Below are 12,423 nucleotides of genomic sequence, written 5' to 3'. Positions count from 1 at the left end.
GCTAGGGCGCCTTGTACAGATCGTTGCCCTGATCGTCGGCGAGTCCCAAGAAGGGACCGCCTGTTTCCACGGCCAGTAGCGCCCGCACGGTGCCACGAGCGTCGTTCAACGTCAGGCCAGGGCCGGTCGAACGGACGTCGAGGACCGCGCGGCGCCGGCCGTGCTGATCGTTCAACTCGAGGAAGGGGCCCTGGTCCGTGTTGCCCAAGACGGCGGTCTCCTCGCCTTGCGGGTCGACCAGGATGAACCGCCGGGCCTGAACGAATTCGGGAATAGCCTGCGAGGTGCGTTCGCGCAGCTTGGTGCGGTAAATCCACGCGGCTTGCAGCGCCCACGACCCGAGCAGGCCCAACAGCAACAGTCCGACCAGCAACCGCAATCGCGCGGCACGCAGCTCCACTCGTAACAATCGCGATTCAAGATCCATGACAGCCTGGCTCCCCGAAATACGTGTTGCGTCCAAGGTGCAATTGACTCATAGACCGGCCGGAACGGACGAAGCGGCCCATGCGGACTCTCCCGCCGGCGACGGCGCAGTGCCACGCGGCCGTCGAGACAGCCACCAAGCGCTGGCCGCAATTGCCAGCACGCCCACGGCCGCGGAATAGGCGTAGCGGCGGTCTGTGCCGGCCGGCGCGGCGCGCGGATCGTCCAGTGGCGCCACGTCGAAATAGCCGATCAACATCTCTTCCCAACTCTGCTCGCCCCAGCGCACCGTGGCGGTCGGGTCGGGGTTCGCCGGGTTCTCGGCCGAATTGTCGAAGCCGGCCTCGCAATGAATCCGCGTGCCGGCCGGCAACCGCTTGGGCTCGGCCAGGATGTAGCGGTTCTGCCAGAGAAAATCGTAGCGCGGCACGTCCAACAACACCTCGCGGTGCCCGTCGGGATACTCGGCCGTGTAGCGAAACGATTTCCCGCGCAAATGCATGTGAGGCAGCATGGCCAAGAGCAGCGCTGGCGACTTGACGCGGATCGAGACGTCTGCGCGATAGGCGGGATCGCCGGGCGGGATTTCAAACCAGTTGTTGACGGCGGGCACCGTCGTCACTTCGGTGCGCCGCGCCCCCGGCGGAGCGAAGATCAGCCCCAGCGAGCTGAGATCCTGTTGCGGAGCCCCGGTCGGCGTGTAGTGCATCTGGAAGACGATCCGCGATCCGGCCGGGATTGGCTTAGCGAGCCCCGCCGGAAAGGTCGTTGGGCGCATGCCCGGCACATAGCCGCAGAGCATGTGGTTTTGCAGGGCCCACAACTCGGCCAATTCGTCGCGCGTGAGCCGGGCCGCATCGACCTCGGGCGGCGCCACAAAGATGTTTACGTGGTGGACCACGGCGCGGTTCCCCGGCCGGGCCTCGGCGGCGTCGATCCAGACATCGTGCGTGAATTTCGGATCGACGACGAAGTACTGGTATTCGATCACTCCCGCGGGCGCGACGTCGTAGGCACGGTCGCTCATGGGCAGAATCAGATCGGGATAACGCGGCAGCAACCAACCGGTGGAGAAGTTCGGTGGCGGCGGTACACGCGCCAAATCACCCGAAGGTGCACCGGCTGCAACCCAGGCGAGAATCGCTTCGCGCTCCTCGGGCAGCAGTCGGCCTTCGTTCTCGAACGTGCCCCAGGGCGCTTCGGCGTGCCACGGCGGCATGCGCCCGGCCTCGACGACTTCGCCGATCATGCCGGCCCAGCCGACGACTTCGCCGTAATCTTGCAGGGAGAACGGGCCGATCTGACCGGGCCGATGGCAGTTCTGGCAGCGACGTTGAAAGATTGCGGCGATTTGCCCTGCCCAGGTGATCCCGGCCGTGGGGTCGGGGGCGAGCAGTCGACCGATGCGGCAACCCGGCGCCACGGTTTCGGCGATTTCGACGGCGCGCTGCTGCAGCACTGCGTCGAGCGCGACGGCTAGATCGCGGCGCGTGGGCGCGGCCCGTTGATAGCCGACGCCGAATTGATCGTCGATGCGGCCGCGGTAGCGCACCTTGTGCTGGGCGTCGAGCAGAAATACCTCAGGCGTGCGCTCGGCGCCAAACGCATCGGCCACCACGTTGCCCGGGTCTTTCAGCAGCGGAAAGGCGAGCTTCGTAACCTGCGCCAGGTGGCTGATCTCGGCTAATGAATCCTGCTGATTCGAGTTGATCGCCAAGAACGCCACACCGCGGTCGGCATATTCGGCCGCCAGCTCGTTGAGCCGCGGAATGTACAGCCCCACCAACGGGCACTCGACGCCCAAGAACGCCACGACGACTGCGGGCCGATCGGCCAACTGAGCCAGGGTGCGGACCGTGCCGGCGGTATCGGCGAGGCTGAAATCGGGCACACTGCGTCCCACGGGCGAAGCGCCGGCATCATCCGCGCGGGCAACGCCGGCGTCGAACCCGCACCACGCGTCGAGCGCTGCCGCCACAACCAGGACAGGAACAAACGGCCGCCAGGCCATAGCGCTCGACCGCCTCGCTAGGAAACCGATCGCAACCGGTAAATGCTCCACGGGCGAACCGTCCAGGTCGCGGCCAGCAGCGAGGCCAGCCCCGCGCCGCTGAGCAAGGCCGCCAGGACGGCGTAGCCGCCTTGACGATTTCGCGATGGAATCGGCATACCCACCCCGCGAGAAAAATCCTGGTCCTTGGCGACGTAGGCGATCGCGCCGATCATCATTTCTTCCCACGTCTGGTCGCCCCAGCGCACCGGCTGTGTCGGGTCGGGATTCGCGGGGTTCTCGGTCGAGTTGTCGAACGTCGCCAGGCACTCCATCACCGTCCCCTTCGGCAGCAGCTTCGGCGTGCGGAGCAGGTAATCGTGCTGCCAGTTGAAATCAAAACGCGGCACGTCGCAGAGAATCTCGCTGGTACCGTTCGGGTACCGGGCGAGGAACCGGAAGGTGTTTCCGCGCAGGTGCATGTGCGGGCTCATCGAGTAGAGCAGCGAGTCTTCGGCAAAGGTGAACCGCGAAGTGACCGGATGCGACGCGGCACCGGGCGGAATGGTGAAATCGCGATTGGCCACGAGCACCAGCGACAACTGGCGCTTTACCTCTTCGGGCTTGGCAAACAACATGGCAACGGAGCTGCGGTCGGTTTGCACGCTGCCGTTGGGCGTATAGTGCATCTCGAAGATGAATTTGGACCCGGCCGGGATGAATCGCGCCGTACCGTCAAAGTGCTTAATGTTGACGGGCCGCTTGCCGGGCGCAAAACCGCCGAGAAAGTTGATCGGCCGCCCAATATCGATGTCCCAGGGTGTATTGGGGGGCAGGAAATAGACCGTCACGTGGTGCACCACGGCCGGATTCCCCGGGCGGCACTCGACCAGCCGGATCCACTTGTCTTCCTCGAACCCGGGATCGACGACGAACCACTGATATTCGACGGTTCCCTCGGCCGGTACGACAAACGGCTTGTCAGCGATGTAGACGACCTGGTCGGGCTCAGGGATTTGCCAGCCTTCGACGAACTCGCGCGGCGGCGGGGCCAGCGCCGGGTCGCCCTGGGGTGCGCCAGCCGCCACCCAGTCGAGAAACATCTGGCGCGCCTCATCGGGCAGCCGCATCGCGTTGGCAAAGTCACCGTACTCGGGATCAGCATGCCAGGGCGGCATCCGACGTTGTTCGACGACCTCGCCGATCATGTCGGCCCAACCGACCGTGTCTTCGTAGGTGAGCAGCGGAAACGGCGCGACCTGCCCGGGACGGTGGCACTCCTGGCAATGCTCGGCGGCCAGCGCGGCAATCTGGCCCGACCAGGTCACGTTGCCCTCGGCGGCCGGCTCGTGGATCCGGCCAATCAGGCACCCCACCGCCGTGGCCAGGGGGACTTCGACTGCCTGGCCGGCGAGCAACTGCTCGATCGCCAGCTCGAGGTCTTTACGCTGTGGCTTGGAACGCTGAATCCCGATGATGAATTGATCGTCGACGCGGCCGATGTAGCGGATCACGCGCTGGCGGTCGAGCACGAACATCTCGGGCGTCCGCTGTGCGCCGAACTGATCGGCTACCTTGTTGCCCGGATCTTTGAGCAGGGGAAACGTGATGCCGTGCGTCCGCGCATAATGGAGCAATTCGGTGTTCGAATCCTGGCGGTTCGAATCGATCCCCAGAAACACGACTCCCTGCGCCGCAAACTGCTGCTGCAAAGACTCGAGCCGGGGACCATACAGCTTGGCCAGCGGACATTCGACGCCCAGAAACGCGACCACGACCACCGGGGCAGCCGAGAAGTCGCTGAGCCGATGCTCGGACCCCCGAAAACTGCGAAGGGTGAAATCGTCGATCTTGCGTCCCAGCGGAGTTGCCGGCTCGTCGGCCGCGCGCAAAGCGCGGGGGCCGGCGAACAGCACCGCCCCGAAGATGAGAATCCCGGCCAGGGTGGCCGCCCTGCCCAACCGCACGCCGACGCACGGCAAACCCGGCGCGCATCGAGGGACCGGTGGCGGGGAGAAGGTCATGGTCGACACCGCACCGAGCAACAAATGAAGCCTCCGCCCACGGGCGGAAGCCAACGCCTCCACAGCCGATTCTAGTCGTGCCATGATATCCAAGCAACTTGCGACGGCCGTTCAGGTTGCGACATTCTATCGCAGGGCGGGTTAGCGCAATTTGAACGCCTCGGACAACGCACAATTGTCGCATTCGGCCCACCGGAGGACAGGCGCGGAACCAACCGGCCAGGGTCCGGCACGCGCCCCGGTACGCACGGCGCTAGCGTGGTTGGCCGTGTGTGCGGGGCTGCTCGCCTGGCGCTTCGAGACGATCGATTCACCACCCTATTGGGACGCCACCGTGGGGCTGTTCACCGAGGCCGATTTCCTGGTCGACAGCCATTTCGATTACCAGCGGCTGATGACGCGCGAAAAGAGCGTGTGGGACGGCGGCGCGCGGAGCTACGTCTCCAGCGTCCTCCCCAGCTTCGTGGCGCTGCTGATGCTCGTCTGTCCCACGCCGCGCGTGACGATCATCGTCTATCACCTGTTCACCTATGCGTGCGCGGCGGTGGTGCTGGTCGCGTTGTTTCGCATCCTCCGCCCGCATTGCGGTGCCGGGGCCGCACTGCTGGCCGTAGCGCTGACCGCGGCCGTGCCCATCTTCAGCACGCAGATCGAGCTGTTGGGCATGGAAATGCCCATGGCGGCCGCAGTGCTGATGGCCGTCGATCGACTGTTCAGTCGCCGGCCGGCGGCCGCACTGGGGTGGACCGCCGTGGGCTATGCCTGCAAGGCCAGCGGCGCCGTGGCGACGGTGGCAATCCTCGGGCTGATCGTGCTGCGCGCGATCGTCGTCGGCAGGGATCGCCGTCGCGACGAGCGTCTGCCGGGGGCGATCGTGCTCGGTGTGTTGCTCGTCGCCGCGGAACTGTTCGTCATGCGCCATAACCACATTTCCAGCGAACTGATCCTGCGCGACCATCGCCACGAGCTGGCCACGTTGCAAGTCTTGGCTCCGCTGTGCTGCCCTGACCTGATCGTATTGCTGCTCCTGGCCGCGGCCGCGGCACTCGTCGCAATGTTCCTTTCCGCGCGAGGCGCCGCGCCAGCGTCCGGCACCTCCGGCGCAAGTCGGCCTGGCCTGCGAAGCTGGCTTGCACGCGACGATGTCCAGTTCGTCCTGCTGTGCTGGGCCATCGTGCTGGGCGTCGTGCTGGGCATGGCGCGGGTCATCTTCTTACCGCGCTATCTGCTGGTCGCGGTGCCGTTTCTGGTGGCTGCCTGCGCGGTGCCGCTGTTCACCGCAAACCGTGCCCGCTGGAAATACGCCCTGTTCGCGGGCCTGCTCGTCTTCGAGCTGGCCAACCAGCATGGCCGGTTCTACCCCGCGCTGGCCCAGGCCGTTGCAGGCGAATTGGGACGCACGGGCGGACTGCTCGACCGGTCGCGCGAATACCTGGCCGATCACCAGGCCAACCTCGCCTTGATTCGCAGGCTGGAGGAGTGCTGCGCAGGACAGCCGATCTTTGTGCCCGCGCCGCTGACGAATTTTGTGACGTTGCCCCGGTTGGGCTACGTCCAGAAACCGTGGACCGGCGGCTATTTGCTCAACAACTATTCCGACCGCGTGGCCTGGCTGCGACACCCGCTGGCGGCGGCGCTCGACGACGTTCCCGAAGCCCCGGTCTTCATCCGCATCGACACCCTGCATCATCGCTTCGCGCGGTTGTTCGATACGCCGGAACCTGAGGCGGGCGACGAAATCCTCTACGAAGATCGCCGGTTCGAATCGCCGCTGTTGGTGTTTCGCAAGCGCTGGGGGGGCAGCGTGCCCTCGCGAGCAGAGCGCGAAGCCTGGTATCGGCAGCGGCTGCTTCCTTTGGTGAGCGACGCCAGCCGGCAACGCGCCGTGGCGCTGCACCTGGTGCAAACCGGACAGGACGAGCGTGCGCTGCCCGAGCTGCGCCACGCCTTGGCCGTCGAGCCGCGAGCTGCCGATCTGTGCCAAATGCTGGCCGATCTGCTCAGTCGCAAGCGGCCCGCTGCCGGTGCGAGCGAACTGGACGAGGCCGACCAATCGATTCGTCGCACCCTGGCGTTGGAACCCGACGAAGCCGGGGCCTGGCTGATCCTGGCCCGGGTCGAACAACTGCAGGGCCATGCGGAAGCAGCGGCCGCGGCGCGCGAAAGAGCGGCACGCTTGGACCCTGAACGGCACGACCCGTTTGGTTCTTGAACTCGCGGGTTCCGGCTACTCGAGCCGCTGCCAGCGGCCATCGCGATAGGCGAATTCGAGATCTCGCCGCCGGAACCCGTAACGGCCTCCCAGCGGCGGTTCGACCTGAAACTCCTGATCGCGCTCCGCTTCGCCGCGATCAGCCCGAGACGCCGTGTGCCAGACGTCGTACTCGAAGCTCAGCCGCGCACGTGGCACATTGTCGGCCGTCGTGCCTAGCACCTGGCACCATTGTGGACTGCGAATCAACCGCAAGCGGCGGTACCAGCGGCCATCGGGCGACTGTAAGGCCGCGCTGGGAGTCGCCTGGTCGATCAGGTACGCGGCGACGAAGCGATCGAGTTGCTGTTGCGGCCGGCCGGCACGCCCCCCGACGCAGCCTGTCAAGAGCGGCAAAGTTCCGACACAGACGATGGCCAACCAGCGCAGCAAATGGCGCATCGAGCTTTATCCCGTGGGGGAACTCGCCCGGGCCGCGCCCGAGGGGCGGCCCGCGGCGGACATCGCGTGATCCGTATCGCGCTCGCTGGTCGCGGGCTTCCAAATGCCGACGCGGTAGCGGAGCAGATTGACCACGAACTCTTTGCAGGTGTGCACGGTGACGTGCGAACGACCGCCAGTGCGCATTTGCGCCATGACGTTGCGTTCGATGACCGGCAGCTTGAGCTCGCGAGCCCTGAGCATGATCTCAGGGTCGATGAACCAATCGGTCGAACGGATGTTCATGCGGGGAAAATATTCCCGCGGAAAGACCTTGGGGCTGCCATTCACGTCGAGCGAGCCGATGCCCGGGTAGAGGATGTTGGCCAGGGCGTTGTAGACGATCGAGATAATCTTGCGCCGCAGCCCGTCGAGGCGAAACCGCCGCCGCACCTTGACGAACACGGGCGTCGGCGACGACAAGGCCAGCTCGCAGATTTTCACGACGTCGGCCGCCTCGCATTGGCCGTCGGCATGCACGAACCCGATGATCCGGCCCCGACAGGCCGCGAGCCCTTGGAGAATGCCGTTGCCGTAGCCGCGATTGACATCGATGCGGCGTTTGACGACCGGCGCCCCGGCGGCGACGAACTCGTCGATAATCCGCCCAGTGCCGTCCATCGACCCATTGTCGACCAGCACCAGCTCGACGCGCACGTGCCGTTCGCGGAAGGCGGCCAGCAACTGGGTGACCGTGGTGCCCAACACCGATTCCTCGTTGTAGCACGGGATCGCCAGTGCCACGTCCGGCGTGTCACCGGCACCCTCCTGGCTGCCGGATTGCGGCGCGGTTGTCGAATTGCCGGACGGGTCGATCATGGGCGGCATGCGCAGATTCGTCAGGGTTGCGGCTGGACCAATGCAGCGAAACCCAGTCGAGTATAACATGAATCTCACGCCGGCCTCGCCAAGCAACTGCTGGCTCTGGTTTTCCGGGCGAATGCTTCCTCTTCTTGCCGCGTGTTCGTGCCGTCGTATGCCCGAGGCGAGCCAGCGAGATTGCGAATCGGCAGCGCGCTGGCCACTGGGCTGTTGGCAACTATTTTCGCTGGCCGTGGTCCTGTTGACGGCGCTGTTGGCCGCGTCGCGGTGGGAGATTCTGCGCTGGCCGCCCTATTGGGACTTTGCGATTGGACTTTGGGCCGAGGCAAGCTTCCTGGCCGACACGGACTTCGACTATGCCCGGCTGCGCTACGAAGAACGGCCCATCGGCGAGGGCGGTACGCGCTGCTACGTAACGAGCATCGTGCCCACGCTCGTGGCAATCGCCATGCGGACGCTGCCTTCGAGCGCATCCGTTCTCTTGGTGGCGCACCTAGTCACCCTGGCTTGCTCGGCGATCTTGTTGGTCCTGGTGATCGATCTGCTCCGGCAGCGCTGCGGTACGGTGGCGGCGGTCCTCGCGGCTGGGTGCGTGGCGACGACGCCGATGTTCAGCGCGCAGATGGAAATGCTGGGCATGGACCTGCCTCTGGCTTTGTGCTGCACGCTGGCACTCTGGTCGATTGACCGGGAGCGCCCCGCCTGGGCCTGCGCGGCCGCCGCAGTGGCGTTCCTGGTTAAGGCGACGGGGTCGTTGGTTGCGGTCGCCTTGTTGGCCTATTGGATTGGCGGCCTCGTCCTGGCGCGCCACACCGGGCGTCGGCCGCCGGTCGTCTGGATGCTGGTTGCCGCGCTGCTCGTGGTCTGCGAGACCGCTGCCATCTCCTGGGGAGGACAGTTGGGCTGGCAGATGACGACGGCGTTTCGATCCCGAGACCTGGGCCTGGCGGCTATTTGGACGTGGTGTCCAGATCTCGGGATGGGCTATCTCGCGGCGAGCGCCTTGGCCGTTGTTTGGAGCGTGGTCGCGTGGCGGCGCGGCACGCTCGGGCAGCATTTCGCGCAGAACGGCGCGGCGGTCTTCGCCGCGATCCTGTGCGTGGGAATGTTGTGGTCGATCACGCGAATTATCTTCCTGCCGCGCTATCTGTTGCCTACGGTTCCGCTGCTGTGGATTTTCCTGACTACGGCGCTGGCCGCGCAGATCGCCTGGCGGCTGGTGCCGATCGGAATCCTGGCCGTATGCTGCGCGCTGAACCTGGGAAATCAGTACGGCCGGTTCTACCCCGACTTGATTGCGGCGCATGGCGAGCGTCTCGGCCGCACGGGCGCGTTGCTCGAGCGAAGCCTGGAATACCGGGCCGATCAACGCGCCAACCTCGCGGCGGTGCGGGCACTAGTGGCCGCGAATCCCCAGGAGCCGATTCTGGCCGCGTGGCCGTTTCCGCACATGCTGGCCATGCCGCGCCTGGGATTCGTCGAGCGCCCCTTGTCCGGCTACTCGGTCAACGGCTTTTCACGGGCCTACCCGGCGTTTCAGGACATCGAACAGGCGGTGTTTGTCGATCGGCCGCAGCGCATCATCGTCGTCGACGAGGGGAACTCGTTCAGCGAGTACTCGCGATCGTTCGTGTTGCCCTCGCCACAAACGGGCGAAGAGCTTCTGTTCGACGATCGCCAGGCTTCGCCGCTGGTGGTGTTTCGCCCGACCCTGCCCGCCGGGGATGCGGAAGGTGCCTTGGCGCGCTGGTACCTGGACCGGCTGTGGACGCCGGCCGATCCGGTGCATTGGGCACTGCTGTTGCGCGATTACTACGAACAACGCGACGACCCCCTCCGCGCGGCGCGCGTGCTCCGCGAGACCCTGGTACGGATACCTCAGGCCGACGCCATCGAGCAGGCGTATCTCCGCTGGTTGTTCGACCACGGATGCTGGTTCGAAGCCGCCAACTTGTGCCTGGATCGCGCGACGCGCATCGATACATCGCAAACAGTCCAGGAATGGAGCCGCCGAGAGGGCCATCGGCGGCCGGCGTATATCCCCCTGCCGGGCACGCCGCGCCGCGAGCTGTTCGCCGATCCTGCCGCGGCGGAACTTTGGCTCCGAGAAGAGCTGAAACAAGCGCAAGGGGCAACGCACGATTCGACGAGCGTGGGCCGACAGGCGCTGCTGCTGCTGGCGCAGGGTGACGTGCAGGGAGCAGACCGAGTGCTGACGAAGGACCATCGCCGGCAGCCACTCGAGGGACTTGCCGCGCTGGTCCAGGGACTGATCGACTTGCACAGCGGGCGGACCGACGCGGCCGTCGCGTCGCTAGCACGTGCCGGCGAAACGGCGCCGCCCGATGCCTTGCCTGGTTTGCGCGCTCAGGCGGCTACGGCGTTGGGCGTGTGCCGGCTTTCGACCGGCGAAATGGCGGATGCCGAACGGCATTTCCGGGCCGCTCTGGAGCTGGCGCCTGACGAGTTCTTCGCGCGGCAAGGGCTGGCCAATGTGCTCGCCCGGCTTGGGCGCTGGGACGAAGCCTTCGAACAAGCCGCGGCTGCCGCAGGGCTCCGCCCCGAGAACTCCGAAATTGCGGCGCTGCTCCGGCAGATCGAACAACGTCGGCCATCGCGCCCGGCGGTGGCGTTGTCCGCTATGGTCCGCTGATCTGTGCGGCCGCCAAGGGCAGCTCGAAGCAGGCCGCCTCCTTGTCATTACGAACCAGCAGATACTTGCCCGCCACGGCCAGCGTGTTCCAAGTCTTGCTCGACAGCGCGGCCACGCGCCCCAGCTCGCGATGCTTGGCCGGGTCCGCCGCCACGAGGACGACTTCGCCCGGCTCGGTCTGCACGACGAGATGCTCGCCGACCAGCAGAATCTGCCCATGGCCGTAACGGCCCTGCTTCCAGCGGCGCTGGCCGGTTTCCAATGCGACGCATGAGAGGATGCCGTCGTCGAGACCGTAAACGTAGCCGTCTTGAATGGCAACGTTAGTGAACTTGGTCTTCATGACGTTCTTGTTGCGCCAAATGGTTTCCGTCGTGATCTTGCCCGCCGGGTCGGTGGTCAACCGGAAGAGCGCGCTGCCCACGCCGTAGCCGCTGGAGATGAACACGCGGTCCTCGCCGATGGCAACCGGCTGCGAACACTTCGAATTGTCGCCAGGCCAGGAATACGACCACAGCTCGGTCCCTGTTTCAGGATCGTGGCTCGTGATCGTCTTGTTGTTCAGTATGAGGATCTGCTCACGGCCCAACAGCTTGGCCACGCCTGCCGAAGCGTAGCCCGACAGGTCGCTTCCGGCCGCCCAGCGCGGGCTGCCCGACTGGATGTCGTAGGCCGCGAGCGTGTTGCTGCGCGTGCCGCCGGTGACCACGATTACCAGGTTGCCGTAGACCAGGGGTGAACTGCTCATCCCCCACTGGACGACCGCGCCCCCGTAGTCGGCGATCACATCGCGCGACCAGATTTCCTTGCCCGTCGAACCATCCAGGCAAGCCAATTCGCCGAGCGAACTGTACACGTAGACGCGCCCGTCCACGATGGTCGGCGTGCAGCGGGGCCCGTTGCCGCCGATCGCCGAGATCATGCCGGCCTTGCCTTCGCGGGTCCAGCAAATGCGGCCGGTGGCGATTTCGTAGCACAACGTGCATTCGTTCGGACCGCGGAGCTCCTGCGTCAGCGCATAGGGACCCACGACCGCGAATCCCGACCAGCCCTCGCCAATGGGCAGCTTCCAGAGCAGACGCGGCGCGTGCTGCGTCCAATCGCCGTCGAGCCGGACGCCCGGCACGTGGCAGTCGCGGTGAACGCCGAGGAACTGCGGAAAATCGTGCGGCGTCGTCGAGCGCAGATCGACCTGAGTCGCGTTCGTGGCCACCGTCGTGGCCTGCGGTTCCCAGCGCCAGGTGAAATCGAGCCAGAAATCGCCGGTGAGGCCGACACGGCGCGTACACGCCTTGAGACCGCCCAAGCCCGCGAGGGCGATCACCGCGACCAGCAACCGTGAACGGAGCGTCGCACCGGAGAGAAAGACAAACCAAAGCACCAGCAAAGCCGCGCCGAGGATGGCCAAGAGCTGGGGAATCAGCACGCGCATTTGCTGATCGCCGATGACGACAAACACGCCGCCGATCGCCAACAACGTCAACACCACGATGGCGACGCCGCCTCGCCAGCGGATGCCCGCGGGCGGCGCGGCCACTGGGGAAGATGCGCTCGTGGCTGACGTCAGGTCGTCGCTCATCGCGCGGTACCTGGGGGGAGAGAGGTGCAGATCGAAGGTCGCCTTGCGGCGCGACGATGGAGTATATCGCTCACCTTCGGTGATTCACCATGACCGGGAAACAGGCAGCCGCTCAGGGCGCCGAATCGGTTTCCGTTTCGCCGGGTTCCAGGCCGTTTACGACGTCCTGGCCGAAGGTGTAGAAGAGCCAATCGAGGTCGCTGCCGCCGATCAGGCGGTCGATCGCACCGTCGGCCA

Annotated in this window: 8 protein-coding genes; 2 read left to right on the top strand and 6 right to left on the bottom strand. The window is 65.9% G+C overall.

The features are described 5' to 3' along the window. Position 1: 1 nt before the first annotated feature. The 3 genes from K1X74_15795 to K1X74_15785 are packed head-to-tail and all read right to left on the bottom strand — an operon-like array spanning position 2 to position 4,383. Positions 2-427: a hypothetical protein gene (locus K1X74_15795; GenBank protein MBX7167795.1), complete on the bottom strand. Its 426-nt coding sequence runs from the start codon at positions 425-427 to the stop codon at positions 2-4. A gap of 48 nt (positions 428-475) precedes the next feature. Then, a complete protein-coding gene (locus tag K1X74_15790) occupies positions 476-2,437 on the bottom strand; it encodes a redoxin domain-containing protein (protein ID MBX7167794.1) in 1,962 nt (653 codons plus the stop codon). 17 nt (positions 2,438-2,454) lie between these two features. After that, complete coding sequence (locus K1X74_15785) at positions 2,455-4,383, bottom strand: thioredoxin family protein (GenBank protein ID MBX7167793.1); 1,929 nt, start codon at positions 4,381-4,383, stop codon at positions 2,455-2,457. A 319-nt stretch (positions 4,384-4,702) separates the two neighbouring features. Here K1X74_15785 and K1X74_15780 point away from each other — a divergent pair, with 319 nt between their 5' ends. Next, on the top strand, positions 4,703-6,652 hold the full coding sequence (locus K1X74_15780; GenBank protein MBX7167792.1) for a hypothetical protein: 1,950 nt from the start codon (positions 4,703-4,705) through the stop codon (positions 6,650-6,652). Positions 6,653-6,667: 15 nt separating this feature from the next. On the opposite strand, the gene K1X74_15775 is transcribed toward K1X74_15780, so the two are convergent. Beyond that, positions 6,668-7,093: a hypothetical protein gene (locus K1X74_15775; protein MBX7167791.1), complete on the bottom strand. Its 426-nt coding sequence runs from the start codon at positions 7,091-7,093 to the stop codon at positions 6,668-6,670. 6 nt (positions 7,094-7,099) lie between these two features. Next, on the bottom strand, positions 7,100-7,960 hold the full coding sequence (locus K1X74_15770) for a glycosyltransferase family 2 protein (protein MBX7167790.1): 861 nt from the start codon (positions 7,958-7,960) through the stop codon (positions 7,100-7,102). A 148-nt stretch (positions 7,961-8,108) separates the two neighbouring features. Between K1X74_15770 and K1X74_15765 the strand changes: the two genes are divergently transcribed. Then, positions 8,109-10,607, top strand: coding sequence for a glycosyltransferase family 39 protein (locus K1X74_15765; protein MBX7167789.1), 2,499 nt, complete (start codon positions 8,109-8,111; stop codon positions 10,605-10,607). On the opposite strand, the gene K1X74_15760 is transcribed toward K1X74_15765, so the two are convergent. Continuing rightward, positions 10,594-12,186 carry a PQQ-like beta-propeller repeat protein gene (locus tag K1X74_15760; protein ID MBX7167788.1) on the bottom strand — a complete coding sequence of 531 codons (1,593 nt, stop codon included), beginning with the start codon at positions 12,184-12,186 and terminating at the stop codon, positions 10,594-10,596. The genes K1X74_15765 and K1X74_15760 overlap by 14 nt on opposite strands. Positions 12,187-12,423: the final 237 nt, after the last annotated feature.

The sequence above is a fragment of the Pirellulales bacterium genome, from assembly GCA_019694435.1.
GTDB lineage: Bacteria > Planctomycetota > Planctomycetia > Pirellulales > JAEUIK01 > JAIBBZ01.
Note: the sequence above shows the minus strand (reverse complement) of the source record. Positions and strands in the feature narration are given on the sequence as shown.

Excerpts from the sequence above, each read along its gene's own strand:
- K1X74_15775 (MBX7167791.1), bottom strand. The coding sequence starts at position 7,093 with ATGCGCCATTTGCTGCGCTGGTTGGCCATCGTCTGTGTCGGAACTTTG.
- K1X74_15770 (MBX7167790.1), bottom strand. The coding sequence starts at position 7,960 with ATGCCGCCCATGATCGACCCGTCCGGCAATTCGACAACCGCGCCGCAA.
- K1X74_15790 (MBX7167794.1), bottom strand. The coding sequence starts at position 2,437 with ATGGCCTGGCGGCCGTTTGTTCCTGTCCTGGTTGTGGCGGCAGCGCTC.
- K1X74_15765 (MBX7167789.1), top strand. The coding sequence starts at position 8,109 with ATGCCCGAGGCGAGCCAGCGAGATTGCGAATCGGCAGCGCGCTGGCCA.
- K1X74_15795 (MBX7167795.1), bottom strand. The coding sequence starts at position 427 with ATGGATCTTGAATCGCGATTGTTACGAGTGGAGCTGCGTGCCGCGCGA.
- K1X74_15760 (MBX7167788.1), bottom strand. The coding sequence starts at position 12,186 with ATGAGCGACGACCTGACGTCAGCCACGAGCGCATCTTCCCCAGTGGCC.